Origin of the sequence: Streptomyces sp. 1-11 (assembly GCF_007176755.1) — a bacterium.
Lineage (GTDB): Bacteria > Actinomycetota > Actinomycetes > Streptomycetales > Streptomycetaceae > Streptomyces.
In genome coordinates this window covers 52,576-72,241 of record NZ_BJTV01000015.1, presented here as the reverse complement: position 1 = coordinate 72,241, position 19,666 = coordinate 52,576, and the positions used below count along the sequence as shown (strand labels likewise).

The 19,666-nt window shown below is 77.0% G+C and carries 1 protein-coding gene; it reads left to right on the top strand.

Translation table 11 applies throughout. From position 1 onward, the window contains the following. Positions 1-778 precede the first annotated feature (778 nt). Positions 779-19,663, top strand: coding sequence for a non-ribosomal peptide synthetase (locus tag TNCT1_RS27525; RefSeq protein ID WP_143637213.1), 18,885 nt, complete (start codon positions 779-781; stop codon positions 19,661-19,663). The last annotated feature ends 3 nt before the right edge of the window (positions 19,664-19,666 follow it).

Genomic DNA, 19,666 nt, shown 5'->3' with positions numbered 1-19,666 from the left:
CAGGTCCGGGCGGTCACTGCCGGCGGGTCCGGCCCCGGTCGGCCGGCCGGGCCGGCGGGAGCCCTACCGGACGCCGCCGCCGTTCCGCCGCTCCGGGCTGGGGCCGGTGGCGCCTCACCGGAGCACGGAGGCGGCACACCGGACCGCTGGACGACGGGATGCGCTCGGTCCTCACCGTGACGGGCCGGCCGACCGAACTCACGAGCCGAGCCGGGTGATACCGGCAGCCGAGCCGGTGGCCAGTCGACGGGCCGGTGGCCGGGCGGCGGGTTGGTGGCCGGGCGGCGGTCGAGCGGTTCCAATGCGCCTCGCCGGTGGACGAGCCGCCGGAGCCGGTGGGCGGGCCGCCGAGGCGGGCGTGTCGGCCACCGGCGCGGCGGGTTCGACGGCCGAAACGCCGATCGCCAGGTCGCCGCTCGCCGGTTGTCAGGTGCCGGCCGCCGGTTCGGTGGTTCGGCCGCCGGGCCACGTGGGCTCGGTGCCCAACCGCTCACCGGGCGGCGGCCCCACCCGCTCCGGTGGGCCGGCCGCCGACTCGGCGCCCTGCCGGCAACGGCGTGCCGTCGGCGCCCGGTTCACCCCCTTCCGATCAGTCCACCCTCCGTCCGCTCCCGCACCAGGTCACCGCCGCAGCATCGCCCCGCAGTCCCGCCCCACCGCTCCACCGTCGCGCACACCGGCGTGTCACCTCCGATCCAGCGCACCGCCACCGAGGCGGGGCCGGGTTCGCCCGGGTGGCCCGCGCCGCATCGTCCCCGCTTGCCAAAGGACTTGACCCATGACGGACACGCACGACACGCCCGCACCGGCGTCCTCCCTGCCGCAGGCCGGTTCTGCCGCCGGCGTGCCGGAGAGCGCGACGGACCCGGCGCATCCGACGCTCGGCGAGCTGTTCTCCGCCTGGGTGGCCCGCACCCCGGACGCGCCGGCCCTCACCGACGGCCGGCGCACCTGGACCTACCGCGAACTGGCCGCGCGTGCCGACCGGCTGGCCGCGCACCTGGTGGAGCGGGGCGCGGGGCCGGACCAGGTCGTGGCGCTCGTCCTGCCGCGCTCGATGGAGCTGATCGCGGCGGAGCTGGCCGTCGCCCGGGCCGGCGCCGCCTTCCTGCCCGTGGACCCCGCCTACCCGGCCGAGCGCCGGGCGCTGATGCTCGCCGACGCCTGCCCCGCGGTCACCCTGGACGATCCGCGCCGGGTCGCCGAGTCGCTCGGCGCCGGTGAGCCGACGGACGCCCCGGAGACCGGAGAGGTCCGCGCGGACCACGCGGCCTACGTCATCTACACGTCCGGCTCCACCGGCACCCCCAAAGGCGTGACCGTCACCCACCGGGGCATCGGCGGCTTCGTCTCCGCCGCCGCCGAACGGTACGCGGTGGGCCCCGGCGACCGGGTGCTCCAGTTCTCCTCGCCGAGCTTCGACGCCTCGGTGCTGGAACTGTTCGTCTCCGTCCTGTCCGGCGCCACCCTCGTCGTACCGCCGCAGGGGCCCTGGCTGGGCGACGAACTCGCCGCGGTACTGGACGAGCACCGGATCACCCACGCCCTCATCCCACCCGCCGCGCTGGCCACCCTGCCCGACCCCGACCACGGCACCGCACGCCACCTGCGGACGCTGATCGTGGGAGCCGAGGCCTGCTCGGCCGAACTCGTCGACCGGTGGGCGCCGGGGCGCCGCATGATCAACAGCTATGGCCCGACCGAGACCACGATCGTCGCCACCTGGACCGGTCCGCTCGGCGCCGGCCGGGGCACCCCGACGATCGGCGGCCCCCTGCCGCACACCCGGGTGCATGTGCTCGACGAAGCGATGCGGCCGGTACCGCCCGGCGCGGACGGCGAGTTGTTCGTGGGCGGCGACGCCGTGGCCCGCGGCTACCTGGGCCGCCCGGGGCTGACCGCCGGGCGCTTCGTCGCCGACCCGTTCGGCCCGTCCGGCGCCCGCCTGTACCGCACCGGGGACCGCGTCCGCCGAAACGCCGAGGGGGAGCTGGAGTTCCTGGGCCGGCTGGACCGGCAGGTGAAGATCCGCGGCTTCCGGATCGAGCCGGGCGAGATCGAGGCGGCGCTGCGCCGGGCCGGCGCCGGCGCGGTCGGCGAGGCCGTGGTCGTGGTGCGCGAGGACGAACCCGGCCACCAGCGCCTCGTCGGCTACGTCACCCCGTCCCAGCAGCCGCCCGCCACCGCCCCGGCGGCCTCCGCCGCCCCCACCGGCGCCCACGCCTCCGCAGACCTGGGCACGTCCGCCACCACCGCCCCCGCCCGCCCCCTCGACCCGGCCGCCCTGCGTGCCGCCGTCGCCGCGGTGCTGCCCGCCCACATGGTGCCCTCCGCCCTCGTGGTGCTGGACCGGATGCCGCTCACCCCGCAGAACAAGATCGACCGGCGGGCCCTGCCCGCGCCCGAGCGTGCGGTCGCGGCCGGACGGGTGGCGCCGCGGACCGCCGAGGAGCGGGCCCTCGCCGCGATCTGGGCCGACGTACTGGGCACGGACGAGATCGGGGTCACCGACGACTTCTTCGACCTGGGCGGGGAGTCGATCCTCGCCGCCCGCGTCCTCGCCCGCGTCCGGGACGAACTGGGCGTCCGGCTCACCGTGCGGGACGTCTTCACCGCGCGGACCGTCGCCGCGCTCGCCCCGCTGCTCGCCGACCCGTCGGCCGCCTCGGCGCCGGAGCCGATCCCGCCGGCCCCGCGCGAGGGCGCCCTGCCGCTGTCCAGCGCGCAGCGCCGGCTGTGGTACCTCGACGACCTCACCGCGGGCGGCACCGAGTACAACACCGGTGTGGCCCTGAGGCTGCGCGGCGCCCTGGACCCCGACGCGCTGCGCCGCTCCCTGCTCCGCCTCGCGGCCCGCCACGCCTCCCTGCGCACCACCTTCCCGACGGCCGACGGCCAGGGCGTCCAGCGTGTCGCGCCGGAGCCGGAGCTGCCCCTGCGGACGGCCGACGTCGGCGCCGAACCCGGCGCGCGCCGCGCCGAGGCCGCCGAGGCGCTGCTCACCGAGGAGCTGAGCCGCCCGTTCGACCTGGCGGCAGGCCCGCTCACCCGGGCCCTGCTCGTGCGGCTCGCCGACGACGACCACCTGCTGCTGCTGGCCCAGCACCACATCGTCACCGACGGCTGGTCGGTGGGCGTCCTCACCCGGGAACTCGCCGCCCTCTACCACGCCGAGGCCACCGGCGAGCCCGACGCGCTGCGGCGGCCCGTCCTGCAGTACCCGGACTTCGCGGTGTGGGAGCGGGCGCAGCGCGCCTCCGGCGCGGACACGGACGACCTGGCCTACTGGAAGCGCCACCTGGCCGGCATCCAGCAGCTCGAACTGCCCACGGACCGGCCGCGTCCCGCCGTACGCACCACCGCCGGCGCCGCCCACCGGCACCTCCTGCCCGCGGAGCTGACGGACCGGCTGCGGCAGCTCGCCGCGGGCCGCGGCACCACACCGTTCACCCTGTTCGCGGGCGCCGCCGCCCTGCTCTTCTCCCGCTACTCGGGACAGCGGGACATCGCGTTCGGCACCGTCACCAACGGCCGCGGCCGGCGGGACCTGGAGGACGTGCCGGGCTTCTTCGCGAACACGGTGGTGCTGCGCGGCGAGGTGGACGAACGGGCGACCGTGGACCGGTTCGTGGAGACCATGCGAACCACGGTGCTGGACGCCTTCGCCCACGACGCGGTCCCGTTCGACCGGGTGGTGGAGGAACTCGCCCCGCCCCGCGACCCGAGCCGTACCCCGCTGGTCCAGGCGCTCGTCGTGCAGCAGAGCGCGCTGCCCGTGCCCCCGCACGCCGGCGGTGTGCGCCTGGCCGGACATCCGCTGCCCCGCCCGGCCGCCCGCTTCGACCTGGTGCTGGAGTTCGCGCCGGACGCGGACGGCGGCTGCGTGCTGACCGCGGAGTTCAACACCGACCTGTTCGACGCGGCGACGGTGGCCCGGATGACGGCCCACCTGCACCGGCTGCTGGAGGGCATGGCGGACGGCCCCGGCCGCACCCTGGCCGAACTGTCCATGCTCGCGCCCCAGGAGCAGCGCACACTGGTGGAGAGCTGGAACCCGCCCGCCCGCCCGGCACGGGAGACCGGGTACGGCACGCTCCCCGCACTGCTGGACGCCCGGGCGGCCGGCACCCCGGACCGTACCGCCGTCGTCTGCGGCCCGGTCCGGCTGGACTACGCCGAGGTCGCCCGGCGCGCCAACCGGCTGGCCCGGCTGCTCGTCTCGCGCGGCGCGGGACCGGAGACCCTGGTCGCGCTGTGCCTGCCGCGCTCCGCCGACCTCGTGCCCGTGCTGTGGGCGGTGCTCGCCTCCGGCGCCGGCTACCTGCCCGTCGACCCGGCCTACCCCGCCGAGCGCGTCCGCCTCATGCTCGACGACGCCCGGCCCGCCCTGGTGATCGCCACCCGGGAGACCGCCGACGCCCTGCCGCCCGGCTGCGCACCCCTGCTCCTGGAGGACTGCGCCGCCCCGGACACGGCCGACACCCCGCTCACCGACGCCGACCGGCTGCGGCCGCTGCGGCCGGAGCATCCCGCGTACGTCATCTACACCTCCGGATCCACCGGCCGCCCCAAGGGTGTGGTGGTCACCCACCGCAGCGTCGCCGCGCTGGCGGAGTGGGCGCGGGAGCGGTTCGGCGCCGAGGGACTGGCCCATGTGATCGCCGCCACCTCCCTGAACTTCGACGTCTCGGTCTTCGAACTGCTCTGCCCCCTGGTGGCCGGCGGCACCGTCGAGGTGGTCGCCGACCTGCCGGCCCTCGCCGACGGAGCCGGGCCCCGGCGGGCCGGCCTGCTCAGCGGGGTGCCGTCCGTCGTCTCCCGGCTGACCGCGGGCGGCACCGCGCCCGTGACCGCCGACACCGTCGTACTCGCCGGCGAGGCCCTGCCGCTCCAGACGGTCCAGGACCTGCGGGCCGCCATGCCCGGTTGCCGGGTCGCCAACATCTACGGCCCCACCGAGGCCACCGTGTACGCCACCGCCTGGTTCGCCGGCGACCGGCTGCCGGAGCAGGCCCCGCCCATCGGCGGTCCGGTGGCGCTCACCCGCTGCTACGTGCTGGACGACCGTCTGCGGCCCCAGCCGGTCGGCGTGACCGGCGAGCTGTACCTCGGCGGCGGCGGCCTGGCCCGCGGCTACCTCAACCGCGCCGGACTCACCGCCGCCCGGTTCCTCGCCGACCCGTTCGGCGCGCCGGGGGAGCGGATGTACCGCACCGGCGACCTGGTGCGCCGCAGCCCCGACGGCGGCCTTGAGTACGTGGGCCGCATCGACCAGCAGGTCAAGGTCCGCGGGTTCCGCATCGAACTGGGCGAGGTGGAGGAGGCGCTGCGCGGCAGCGCGGGCGTCGCCGAGGCGGCGGCCGTCGCCGCCACCGACGCCGACGGCCACCGGCGCCTGGTCGGCTACGTCGTCCCGGCCGCCGGGGAACGGGCGGAGCCCGAGGCCCTGCGCCGTGAACTCGGCCGCACCCTGCCCGACTACATGGTCCCGTCGGCCGTCGTCGTGCTGGACGCCCTGCCGCTCAACCCCAACGGCAAGCTCGACCGGGGCCGGCTCCCCGACCCCGGCCCCGCCGTGCGCGCGGTGCGGCACGTCGCGCCCCGCACGCCCACCGAGCGGACGCTGGCCGCGATCCTCGCCGAGGTGCTGCGCCTGGAGCGGGTCGGCGTCGACGACAACTTCTTCGAACTGGGCGGCGACTCCATCCTCAGCATCCAGGTGGTCGCGCGCGCCCGGCAGGAGGGGCTGCCGCTCACCTCGCGGGACGTCTACCGGCACCAGACGGTGGCCGCCCTCGCGCACTGCGCGGACGCCGCCGCGGGCCCGCGCGAGGCCGCACCCGCACCGGAGGCGGCCACCGGCACGGCACCGCTGACGCCCATCCAGCGCTGGCTGTTCGGCGCCGCCGGCGAACGCGCCGGCCACTTCTCGCAGGCACTGTCCCTCCGGATGCCCGGGGACCTGGACCCGGCGGCCCTGGAGGCGGCCCTCAACGACCTGGCCGCGCACCACGACGCCCTGCGCTCCCGCTTCACCCCGGCCGACGGAGCCGACGAGGCCGGCTGGTGCGTCGACGAGCGGGCGCCGCGCATCCGCCTGGCCCGCCACACCGGCCCGGAGACCGACACCCCGCACTTCGGCCCGTTCGACCTCGCCGGGGGGCCGCTGCTGCGGGCCGTGCTGCACGACCCCGGCGCCGGCCGGCCCGGCGTGCTGCACCTCGCCGTGCACCACCTCGTGGTCGACGGCGTCTCCTGGCGGGTGCTGCTGGAGGACCTGGACCGCGCCTACCGGGCCCGCCGCGCCGGCGAGGACGGCGCCGCGGCACTGCCCGCCAAGTCCTCTCCGCTGCGGCAGTGGGCCCGCAGACTCAACGCCCACGCGGCGGACGGCGGTTTCGACGACGAGCGCGCCTACTGGGCCGAGGCGGTCCCCGGCACGGAGCCCGCCCTGCCCGCCGAACTGACCGGCGCCCCCGGCACCTACGCCGCACAGCGCTCGCTCACCGTGCGTCTGGACGCCGAGGCGACCTCGGCCCTGCTGCGCACGCTGCCCGACACCTACCGCACCCAGGCCAACGACGTGCTGCTCAGCGCCCTCGGCCGGGCCCTGTGCGGCTGGAGCGGCCGGGACCGGGTGGTGGTCGACGTCGAGGGACACGGCCGTGAGGAACTCTTCCCCGAGCTGGACATCAGCCGCACGGTCGGCTGGTTCACCACCCGGTACCCCGTCGCGCTGAGCGTGCCCGAGGACGCCGGCTGGGACGCCGTGCTGAAGCGCGTCAAGGAGCAGTTGCGCGCCGTACCGCGGCACGGCCTCGGCCACGACGCGCTGCGCCTGCCCGCCGCACCCGGACCGGCGCCGCACACCGCGAAGGCGCAGGTCAGCTTCAACTACCTGGGCCGCATGGACACCTCGCAGGACCCCGGCGGCCTCTACCGGGGCACCGTGCGCCCGCTGGAGCTGGACGCCGACCCCGCGGCCGAGCGCCCGCACGCCCTGGAGGTCGTCGGGCAACTGGTGGCGGACAGACTGGAGTTCACCTGGTTCTACGCGGACCGGCCGGGCCAGGAGCACACGGTCTCGGACCTCGCCGGGCGGTTCGCCGAGGCGCTCACCGACCTGGCCCGGCACGCCGCCCGGCCCGGCGCCGCCGGCCGCACCCCGTCCGACTTCCCGCTGGCCCGGCTCGACCAGGCCGCCGTGGACCGGATCACCGGCGCGGACCCGGCCGCGGTGGCCGACGTCCTGCCGCTCACGCCCACCCAGGCGGGCATGCTCTTCCACGGCCTGTCCCAGGACGACCGCGGCGTCTACGTCCAGCAGCTCACCTTCGTCCTGGACGGCGTGCCCGACCCGGCCGCCCTCGCCGCCGCCTGGCAGCACGTGACCGACCGCGCCGAGGTGCTGCGCGGCCGGGTCGTCTGGCAGGACGTGCCCGAACCGCTGCTGGTGGTGGAGCGCCGCACCGCCGTGCCGGTCACCCACCTCGACTGGCGCGACCTGACCGAAGACGAGCGCCGCGCCCGGCTGGAGGACCTGCTGGTCCGGGACCGCGCCGAGGGCATCGACCTCGGCCGGGCACCGCTGCAGCGGCTGCTGCTCGCCCGCCTCTCCGGTACCGCGGTACGCGTGGTCTGGTCCTTCCACCACCTGCTGCTGGACGGCTGGAGCATGTTCCAGGTGCTCTCGGACGTCTTCGCCCACCACGCCGGGGCGGGCCCCGACGCCCTGCCGCACCGCCCGCCCTACCGGGACTACGTGGCCTGGCTGCGCCGGCACGACCCGGAAGCGGCCGAACGGCACTGGCGGCAGCGCCTGGCCGGCCTGACCGAGCCCACCGCCCTGCCCTACGACCGCGAGCCGCGCGAGGCCCACCGCGCCGAGTCCACGCACGCGGTCCACGGCACGCTGCCCGCGGCCACCACCCGGGCGCTGGAGGAACTGGCCCGCGCCGGCGGCCTCACCCTCAACACGCTGGTGCAGGGCGCCTGGGCGCTGCTGCTGGCCCGGCAGGCGGGCCGGGACGAGGTGGTGTTCGGCACCACCGTGTCCGGCCGGCCGCCCGAGCTGCCCGGTTCCGAGGCCATGACCGGCCTGTTCATCACCACACTGCCCACCCGGGTCACCGTCCCCGGCGACGGCTCGCTGACCGACTGGCTGCGCGCGCTCCAGCAGGACCAGAGCGAGGACCGGCGCTTCGACCACCTCCCCCTCACCCGCATGAAGACGTTCACCGGACTCCCGGACCGGGTCGCTCTGTTCGACAGCATCGTCGTCTTCGAGAACTACCCGGTGGACGACGACCTCGCCGCCGCCAACGGGCTGCGCCTGACCGGCCTCGAAGGCGTCGAGACCACCAACTACCCGCTGAGCCTGACCGTCTACCCGGGAGCGGAACTGGCCCTGCGGCTCGGCTACGACCCCGAGCTGTTCGACGCCGCGACCGCCGCCCGCATGACCGAGTACCTGACGGTCCTGCTGACCGGGATGACGGCCGACTCCCGGCGGCCGCCCGCCCGGCTGCCGCTGCTCACTCCGGACCGCCGCGAGCAGGTGCTGCACGCCTGGAACGACACGGCCACCGAACCGCCCGCCGCCACCGTCGCCGCCCTCTTCGCCGCACAGGTGGACCGCACTCCCGACGCGGTGGCCCTGGAAGCCGGGGACGAGCACCTCACCTACCACGAGCTCGACGCCCGCGCCGCCCGGCTGGCGGCCCGGCTGGCCGCGCTCGGGGTACGGCCGGAACACCCGGTCGGCGTCCTCATGGACCGCTCCGTGGAGCTGATCGTCACCGAGCTGGCGCTCGTGCGCACCGGTGGCGTGTACGTGCCGCTGGACGGCAGGGCACCGGCCGGGCGGCTGCGCCGGATGCTCGCCGAGGCCGGCGCCGGCCTGCTGCTCACCGACGCCGCCTGGGAGGGGACCGCCCGGGAGCTGCTGCCCGGCGACCGGGTCCTGCGGGCCGACGGCGCCGGCCGGACCGACGGCGCGGGCGGATCCGTGGACACCGCCGCGCCCGCCGGCACCGCGCCGGAACTGGCCGTGCACCCCGACAACGTCCAGTACCTGATGTTCACCTCGGGCTCCACCGGCACGCCCAAGGGCGTCGCCGTGCGCCAGCGCGACGTCGCCGCGCTCGCCCTTGACCGGGCCTTCGCCGGGCACGACCGGGTCCTCGTGCACTCGCCGCACGCCTTCGACGCCGCCACCTACGAGGTGTGGGTGCCGCTGCTGCGCGGCGGCACGGCCGTCCTCGCCCCGCCCGCCGACCTCGACGCCGCCCAGGTCCGGCACGCCGTGACCGAGCGGCGGGTGAGCTGCCTGTGGCTGACCGCGGGACTGTTCCGGCTGCTGGCCCAGGAGGACCCGGGCTGCCTGCGCGGCGCCCGCGAGGTGTGGACGGGCGGCGAGGCCGTGCCGGGCGCGGTGGTGCGCCGGGTCCTGGACGCCTGCCCCGGCCTGACCGTCGTGGACGGCTACGGCCCCACCGAGACCACCACCTTCGCCACCCGCCGCGTCTTCCGCGCCGGCGACCCGCTGCCCGCCGTCCTGCCCATCGGCCGGCCGCTGGACAACACCCGCGTGTACGTCCTGGACACCGCCCTCCAGCTCCAGCCGCCGGGTGTCCCCGGCGAGCTGTACATCGCCGGAGCCGGCCTGGCCCGGGGCTACGCGGGACGGCCCGGCGCCACCGCCGCCCGCTACCTCGCCGACCCCTACGGCCCGCCCGGCACCCGCATGTACCGCACCGGCGACATCGTCCGCTGGAGCGACGACGGCGAACTGCACTTCGTCGGCCGCGCGGACGACCAGATCAAGATCCGGGGCTTCCGCGTCGAACCCGCCGAGATCGAGGCCCGGCTCACCGCCCACCCCGCCGTCGCCGAGGCCGTCGTCTCCCTGTACCAGGACGGCGGACGCAAGCGGCTGGCCGCCCACCTGGTGCCGGCCGGCGCCGCCGAGGTGCCCTCCGCCGCCGGGCTGCGCGCCCACCTCGCGGCCGGGCTGCCCGACTACATGCTGCCCGCCGCGTTCGTCACCGTGCCGGAACTGCCGCTGACGGCCAACGGCAAGGTCGACCGGCGCCGGCTGCCCGCCCCCGACTGGTCGGCGGGCGGGGAGCAGGCCCACCGCGCCCCGCGCACCGGCGCCGAACGGACCCTCGCCGGGATCTGGGCCGAGCTGCTCGGCGTGACCCGGGTCGGCGTCGACGACAACTTCTTCATGCTCGGCGGCGACTCCATCCTCAGCATCCAGGTGGTCTCCCGGGCCCGCGCCGCCGGACTCGCGCTCAGCCCCCGCGACCTGTTCCGGCACCCCACCGTGGCCGAACTCGCCGCCGCCGCGACCGGCGCCGCGCCCGCCGTCGCCGGCACCGCACCGGCCGCCGGAGCGGCGGAACTCCTGCCCATCCAGCACTGGTTCCTCGACCCGCGCCCGGAACACCCCGAGTTCTTCAACCAGTCCGTCGTCGTCGAGACACCAGGACCCGTCGACCAGGACGCCCTGCGCACCGCCCTCACCACCCTGTGGCGGCACCACGACGCCCTGCGCGCCCGGTTCACCCTCGAAGGCGACGGCTCCTGGCGGCAGGACATCGCCGCCGCGGACCGCCCGGTGCCCGAACTGCTCCAGGTCCACGACCGGGCGGACGAGGAACGTGTCACCACGGCCGCGCACACCGGACTCCGGCTGGACACCGGCCCGTTGCTCGCCGCCCGCCTGTTCACCGGCGACGGCGCCCGGTCCGCCCGGCTGCTGCTGGTCGCCCACCACCTGGTGGTCGACGGCGTCTCCTGGCGGATCCTGCTGGAGGACCTGGAGACCGCCTACCGGCAGGCCGCGACCGGCGAAGCCGTGACGCTGCCCGCCCGCACCACCTCGGTGCAGGAGTGGGCCCGCCGGCTGCGCGACGACGACCGCTTCGCCGGCCGGCTCGCCCACTGGGAGCGCACCGCCCGCGCCTGCGCCGGCCCGCTGCCCGTGGACGCCGCCGGCGGCAACACCGCGGCCGACGTCCGCGAGATCACCGTGCGGCTGGACCGCGAACGCACCGACGGCCTCCTGCGCCGGGTCCCCGGCGTCTACCGCACCCGCGTCGACGACGTCCTGCTCACCGCGCTCGGCAGGGTCCTCGCCGAGTGGACCGGACGCGACACCGTCGCCGTCGGCCTCGAGGGCCACGGCCGCGAGGACCAGCTCTTCGAGGACGTCGACCTCTCCCGCACCGTCGGCTGGTTCACCTCCCTCCACCCGGTCGCGCTGACCGTCCCGGCGGGGGACTGGGGCACCGCCCTGAAGGCGGTCAAGGAGCAGCTGCGGGCCGTGCCCGACCGCGGACTCGGCTACGGCGTGCTGCGCCACCTCGCCCGCGAGGAGCGGCTCACCGGCACCCCCGGGCCCGGCATCAGCTTCAACTACCTGGGCCGCTTCGACTGGGCCGCCGGCGCCGGCGCCCTGATCGGGTCCGTGCCCGGCGGCCTCGGCGGCGCCGAGGCGCCCGGCACCGAACGGCCGCACCTGCTGGACGTGGTGGCCCGGGTCGAGGACGACCGGCTGGAGATCACCTGGTACTACAGCGCCGGACGGCATCACGCGCAGACCGTCGGCGCGCTCGCCGACGCGATGCTGCGGGCGCTCGGCGACATCGTCGCGCACTGCGCGCTGCCGGACGCGGGCGGCCGTACCCCGTCGGACTTCCCGCTGGCCCGGCTGGACCAGGCCGCCGTGGACCGGATCGCCGGCAACGGCCGGGACGTCGCGGACGTCTACCCGCTGACCCCCATGCAGGCCGGCATGCTCTTCCACAGCCTGCTCGACGCCGACAGCCGCACCTACGTCAACCAGGTCCAGCTGGTCCTCGCCGGCGTCACCGACCCCGGCGCGCTCGCCGAGGCCTGGCAGCGCACCGCGGACGCCAACCCGGTGCTGCGCACCCACCTGGTGTGGCAGGAGACCCGGGAACCGCTCCAGGTCGTCCGGCACCGGACCACCGTGCCCGTCACCCACCACGACTGGTCCGGACGGCCCGCCGACGACCGCGCACGGGAACTGGACCGGCTGCTCGCCGAGGACCGCGACAAGGGCGTCGACCTGGGCGCCGCGCCCCTGATGCGGCTGACGCTGATCCGGCTGGCACCCGACCGGGTCCGGCTGGTGTGGACCTTCCACCACGTCCTGCTCGACGGCTGGAGCGCGGCCCAGGTCTTCGACGAGGTGTGCGAACGGTACGCCGCCCTGACGGCGGGACGCCGCCCCGAGCTGCCCGAGCGCCGCCCCTTCGCCGACTACCTGCGCTGGCTGGCCGGGCGGGACACCGGCAGCGCCGAGCGGTACTGGCGGGCCACCCTGGCCGGCTTCCCGGCGCCCACCGAACTGCCCCGCGACCGGCGGCCCGCCGAGGCCCACCGCGCCTCCTCCTCCGGATCGGTGCGGATGACCCTCGCCGCGGACGTCTCGGCCCGGCTGCGGGAGACGGCCCAGCGGGCCGGGCTCACCCTCAACACCGTCCTCCAGGGCGCCTGGGCACTGCTGCTGTCCCGCTACGGAGGCGGGGACGACGTGGTGTTCGGCACGACCGTCTCCGGCCGGCCCGCCGAACTGCCCGGCGTCACCACGATGGTGGGCCTGTTCATCAACACCCTGCCCACCCGGGTCCGCGTCGACGGGCGGCGGCCGCTGCTGGACTGGCTGCGCGAACTGCAGGAGGCCCAGGCGGAGGCCCGGCGCCACGACTTCGTCCCGCTGGCGCAGGTGCAGTCGTGGAGCGAGGTGCCCGGCGGCACCGGCCTGTTCGACTCCATCGTGGTCTTCGAGAACTACCCCTTCGACGAGGGATCCCTGGCCCGGCACGGCCTGGCCATGGAGCAGGAACGGGACCTCGAGCCGACGAACTACCCGCTCAGCGTGGTCGTCGCGCCCGGGGACGCCCTGGCCGTGAACCTGGACTACGACCCGGCCGCCTTCGACGCCGGCACGGTGGAGGGGCTCGGCGAGAGCCTGCGCACCCTGCTGGCCGGCATGGCCGACGCACCGGACCGCAGCCTCGCCGAACTCCCGCTGCTGGACGCGGCCGAGGGGCGGGCGCTGCTGGCCCGGTTCGGCGGGCCGACGGCCGAGGCGCCGTACGGCACCCTGCCCGAGGCGTTCCGCCGGCAGGCCGAGCGCACCCCGGACGCCCCGGCCGTCCGGCACGACGGCGCCTGCCTCACCTACCGCGAACTCGACGCCCGCTCCAACCGGCTGGCCCGGCTGCTCATCGCCGCCGGCGCCGGACCGGAGCGCTTCGTCGCCCTGTGTCTGCCCCGCACCGCCGACCTGGTCGTGGCGCTCCTCGCGGTGCTCAAGAGCGGGGCCGCCTACCTGCCGGTCGACCCGCAGTACCCCGCCGAGCGCGTCGCGTTCCTCTTCGAGGACGTACGGCCGCACGCCGTGATCACCGCGTCGGAGACCGCCGGACGCCTGCCCGAGGGCCCCTTCACCCGCATCCTGCTGGACGAGGACCCCGGCGCCGAGCTGCCCGACACCCCCGTCGGCGACGCCGAACGCCGGGGCGCCCTGCTGCCCGGGCACCCCGCCTACGTCATCCACACCTCCGGCTCGACCGGCCGCCCCAAGGGCGTGGTCGTCGGCCACGCGTCCGTGCTGGCCCTGACCGACTGGGCCGCGGCCGAGTTCGCCGGGCGCGGCCTCGAGCACGTGGTGGCGTCCACCTCGCTCAACTTCGACGTGTCCGTCTTCGAGATCTTCTCGCCGCTGCTGTCCGGCGGCTGCGTGGAGATCGTCCGCGACCTGCTGGCCCTCGCCGAGCGTTCCGGGCCCTGGCGGGCCGGACTGCTCAGCGCCGTGCCCTCGGCCCTGGACCGGCTGCTCGCCGAGGACGCCGTGCACATCACCGCCGACACCGTCGTGCTGGCCGGCGAGGGGCTGCCCGCCCGCACCGTGGGCCGGGTCCGCGCCGCCGTCCCCGGCTGCGAGGTGCGCAACATCTACGGCCCCACCGAGGCCACCGTCTACGCCACCGCCTTCACCTGCGATCCGGCCGACCCCGACCGCGACCCGCCGATCGGCCGGCCGCTCGGCGGCGCCCGCGCCTACGTGCTGGACCGGCGGATGCGCCCGGTGCCCGCCGGCGCGCCCGGCGAGCTGTTCCTCGCCGGCACCGGCGTCGCCCGCGGCTACCTGCGCCGGCCCGGCCTGACCGCCGGCCGCTTCCTGCCCGACCCGTTCGGCCCGCCCGGCAGCCGCATGTACCGCACCGGCGACCTGGTGCGCTGGACGGCCGACGGCGACCTCGTCTACCTCGGCCGCGGCGACGACCAGGTCAAGGTGCGCGGCTTCCGCATCGAACTCGGCGAGGTGGAGGCCGCGCTGGCCCGCCACCCGGCCGTGGCCGCCGCGGCCGCCCGGGTCGTCGAACACGCGGGTCACCGCCGCCTGGTCGGCTACGTGGTGCCGCGCCCGGCGGACGCCCCCGCTCCCGCCGGCGGCCGTCCGGCCGTACCAGCGGCCCGCGACGGCCACGCGGCGGACCGCCGTCCGGCCGTACCAGCCGCCCGCGACGGCCGTGCGGCGGACCGCCCGGCCGGTCCGCCCGACACCGGTGAGCTGCGCGCCTTCCTCGCCCGCAGCCTCCCCGACCACCTGGTTCCGGCCCTCGTCGTACCCCTGGAGCGGCTGCCGCTCGGGGCCACCGGAAAACTGGACCGGCGGGCGCTGCCCGTGCCCGAGTGGGCCGCCCCCGCCGCCGGGACGGCGGGCCGGCCGCCGCGCACCAAGGCCGAGCTGACGCTCGCCGCCATCTGGTGCGAGGTGCTGGGCATGCCCGAAGTCGGCGCCGACGACAACTACTTCACGCTCGGCGGCGACTCGGTCCTCGGCATCCAGATCGTCTCCGCCGCCCGCCGGGCCGGACTGGCCCTGACACCCCGGCACCTGTTCACCCATCAGACCCTCGCCGAACTCGCCGCCGTGGCCGAGCGGGTGCCCGACGCCACCGGGTCCGCCGTCCTCGCCGAGCAGGGCCCGGTGACCGGCGAGGTCCCGCTCACCCCCGTGCAGCACTGGCTGCTGGACACCCTCACCGGCGACCCCGCCCACTTCAGCCAGACGGTCTCCTGGGAACTGGCCGCCGACCCCGACGAGGCCCTGCTGCGGGCCGCCCTGGGGGCGGTGCTGGAGCACCACGACGCGCTGCGGACCCGGTTCGAGCCGGACGGCGCCGGCGGGTGGCGGCAGTACGTCAGCGCGCCCGGCGACCGCGAGCCGCACCTGGAGACGCACGACGGCGCGGCCCCGGACGAGGTGGCCGGCGCCCTGGGCGCCGGGTTCGACCTGGCCGGCGGGCCGCTGCTGCGGGCCGCGCTGTGCCGGCCGGGCGACGGCGGGCGGCCGGTGCTGCTGCTCGCCGCCCACCACCTGGTCGTGGACGCCGTGTCCTGGCGGCTGGTCCTGGAGGACCTGGAGAGCGCCTACCAGGCGCTGCGGGACGGCCGGCGCCCCGCCCTCGCCCCGAAGAGCACCTCGTTCCGGACGTGGGCGCGGCGGCTCGCCGAGCACACCGGGGCGGGCGGCTTCGACGGCGAACTCGCCCACTGGCGGGGCCTCGACACCGCCGGCGCGCTGCCCGTGGACCACCCAGGCGGCGCCAACACCGTCGCCGACGAGGACAGCGTGACCGCGGGCCTCGACGCCGAGGAGACCCGCCGGCTGCTCCAGGACGTGCCGGACGCCTACCGCACCCGCGTCAACGACGTCCTGCTGTGCGCGCTGGGCCGGGTCCTGGCCCGCTGGACCGGACGGGACCGGGTGGCCGTCACCCTGGAGGGCCACGGCCGCGAGGAACTCTTCGCGGACACCGACCTCGCCCGGACCGCCGGCTGGTTCACCGCCATGTACCCCGTGGCCCTGGACGTGCCGCGGGACGCGGACACCGGCAGCGCGCTGAAGGCCGTCAAGGAGAACCTGCGGGCGGTGCCGCACGGCGGACTCGGCTACGGCGCGCTGCGCTTCCTGCACCCCACGGCGGGCCGCGAACTGCCCCCGCCGCCCCCGGTCTGCTTCAACTACCTGGGCCGGCAGGACCGCACCGGCACACCGGGCGGCCTGCTGCACGCGCCGCACGCCGGACTCGCCGGCGGCATGGACGCCGCCGCCGGCCGGCCCCACCTCCTCGACGTCCTCGGCCGGGTCACCGGCGAACGGCTGGAGTTCACCTGGTCGTACTCCCGCGAGGTGCACCGGCGCGAGACCGTCGCCCGGCTGGCCGCCGAACTGACCGAGGAGCTGCGCGCGATCGTCCGGCACTGCGCCGAACCCGGCGCGGGGGGCCGCACCCCGTCCGACTTCCCGCTCGCCCCGCTGGACCAGGCGGCCGTGGACCGGCTCGCCGGCGACGGGACGGACGTGACGGACATCTACCCGCTCACCCCCACCCAGGCCGGCATGGTGATGCACGGCCTGGACGACGCCGGGCACGGCCTGTACGTCGAGCAGATCACCTTCGTGGCGGACGGCGCCCGCGACCCGCGGACGCTGGCCGCCGCCTGGCAGCACGTCGTCGACCGCACCCCAGTGCTGCGCACCTCCGTCGCCCTGCGCGGCGTGCCCGTGCCGCTCCAGGTCGTCCACCGGGACGCGGTCCTGCCGGTCACCGAGCACGACTGGAGCGGGATCCCGCTGGACCGGCACGCCGCGGAGCTGGAGCGGCTGCTCGCCGACGAGCGGGCCCGCGGCCTCGCCCTGGACCGCGCGCCGCTGCTGCGGCTCGCCCTGGTCCGGCTCGGCCCGGACGCGGTCCGCGTGGTGTGGACCTTCCACCACGTCGTGCTGGACGGCTGGAGCGTCTTCCACGTGCTGTCCGACGTCATGGCCGCACACGCCGCCCTGGTCCGCGGCGAGCCGCCCCGGCTGCCCGAGCGCAGGCCGTTCGCGGACTACGCCGCCTGGCTCGCCGGCCGCGACGACCGCCCGGCCGAGGAGCACTGGCGCGGCGCCCTGGCGGGCCTCGGCGCCCCGACGCCGCTGCCGTACGACCGCAGGCCCGCGCAGGACGCCACGGCCCGCTCCGGCACCTGGCTGTCCCAGCGGCTCGACGCGGAACGCACCGCCCGGCTGCTGGAGTTCGCCCGGCGGCACCGCCTCACCCTCAACACGCTGGTGCAGGGCGCCTGGGCGCTGCTGCTGGCGCGGTGGAGCGGCGAGCGGGAGGTGTGCTTCGGCACCACCGTCTCCGGGCGGCCCGCCGGCCTGCCCGGCGCCGACACCATCACCGGCCTGTTCATCACCACCCTGCCCGCCCGCGCGGCGGTCGACGGCGGCGCCCGCTGCGACGCCTGGCTGCGCGCCTTCCAGGAGGCGCGGGCCGAGGACCGCCGCCACGACCACCTGCCCCTCGGCACGCTGCACGGCCTCGCCGGACTCCCGCCGGGCACGGCCCTGTTCGACAGCCTGGTGGTCTTCGAGAACTACCCGGTCGGCGACGCCACCGCGGGCGCGCACGGACTCGCCCTGCGCGACCTGGACGCCCGCGAGGCCACCAACTACCCCCTCACCGTGGTCGTCTCGCCCGGCGACCGGCTGACCGTCGAACTCGGCTACGACCCCCGGTGCTTCGACGAGGACAGGGCGGCCTCGATGGCCGGGCAGCTGCTGCACACCCTGGACGTCCTGGCCGCCTCCGACGGCACCGCCCGCCTCGACGACCTCGACGTGCTCCCGCCGGCGCAGCGCGACCGGCTGCTGCGCGGCCCGGTGCGGCCCGAGACCGGCCCGGTGCCCGCGGCCGTCCTGCCCGCCCTGGTCGAGGCCGCCGTCGACCGGTGGCCGGCCGCGCCCGCGCTCGAGGAGGACGGGACGACGCTGAGCTTCGCGGAGGCCGAGGAGCGGGCCAACCGGCTGGCGCACCGGCTCATCGCCCGGGGCACCGGTCCCGGCGACCTCGTCGCCCTGCTGCTGCCCCGCTCGGCGGACATGGTGCTGGCGCAACTGGCGGTCACCAAGGCCGGCGCCGCCTTCCTGCCCGTCGACCCCGCCTACCCCGAGGAGCGGATCGCGCTGATGCTGCGCGACGCCGCCCCCGCCCTCACCCTCGACGCCAAGGAGACCGCCGCCCTGCTCGCCGCCCCGCCGGACGACGTGCCCGGGCACCGGCCCACCGACGCCGACCGGACCCGTCCGCTCTACCTGGACCACCCGGCCTACGTCATCTACACCTCCGGCTCCACCGGCCGCCCCAAGGGCGTCGTCGTCACCCACCGCGGGCTCGCCGCCTTCTCCGCCGCCGAGGCCGCCCACTACCGGGTCGCACCCGGCGACCGGGTGCTCGCCTTCGCCACGCCCAGCTTCGACGCCTCCGTGCTGGAGCTGTGCATGTCCCTGCCGCACGGCGCCCGGCTCGTCGTACCCCGGCCGGGACCGCTGCTCGGCGCCGAACTCGCCGGCGTGCTGCGGGCCGAGCGCGTCACGCACACCCTGCTGCCGCCGGCCGCGCTCGCCACCCTGCCGGACGGCACCCCCGGCACCCTGCCGGACCTGAAGACGCTGATCGTCGGCGCCGACGCGTGCGGACCCGAACTCGTCGCGCGCTGGGCGCCGCACCACCGCATGGTCAACTCCTACGGCCCCACGGAGGCCACCGTCGTCGCCACCTGGTCCGCCCCGCTGGCCGCCGACGGCACGGCGCCGCCCATCGGCCGCCCGCTGCCCGCCACCGGCGCCTACGTCCTGGACGCCCGGCTGCGGCCGGTCCCCGAAGGCGTCACCGGCGAGCTGTGGCTGAGCGGGCCGGCCCTGGCGCGCGGCTACCTCGGCCGGCCCGGCCTGACCGCCGCCCGTTTCACCGCCGACCCGTTCGGGCCGCCCGGCGCCCGCATGTACCGCACCGGCGACCTGGTGCGCCGCGACGGCGCGGGCGAACTGCACTACCTCGGCCGCACCGACCACCAGCTCAAGCTGCGCGGCCACCGCATCGAGGCGGGCGAGGTCGAGGCGGCCCTGGTGCGCCACCCGGGCGTGCTCGACGCCGTGGTGACCGTACGCGAGGACGAACCCGGCCTGCCGCGCCTGGTCGCCCACCTGCTCACGGCCCCCGGCGCCGAACCGCCCGTACCGGCCGAGCTGCGGGCGCTGGCCGCCCGCTCGCTGCCCGGCTACATGGTGCCGTCCGCGTTCGTGGTGCTCGACCGGTTCCCGGTCACCGAGAACGGCAAGACCGACCGGGCCGCGCTGCCCGCCCCGGACAGGGCCGAGGAGCACGACAGGGCCGAGCACGTGGCGCCCCGCACGCCCACCGAGGAGGCGGTCGCGGCCATCTGGGAGGAGACCCTCGAGACGGCCGTGGGCGCCGAGGACGACTACTTCCTGCTCGGCGGCGACTCCCTGCGCGCCCTGCTCATCGCCTCCCGCGCCAACGACGCCTTCGGCGTCACGCTCACCCCCCGCGACGTCCTGGTCTCCCGCACCGTCGCCGCCCTGGCGGAACTGGTCGAGGAACAGGTGCTGAGCGAACTCGAACAGGCCGCGTACGGGGACGCCCTTGAGGACCCCGCGCACGACGACGCCGGTCCGGACCCCGCGGCCGACGACGCCGGCCGGGACCCCGCGCACGGCCATGACACCGAAGACGCCGCGTCCGGCGGCCACGACCACGAACGGTGAGGA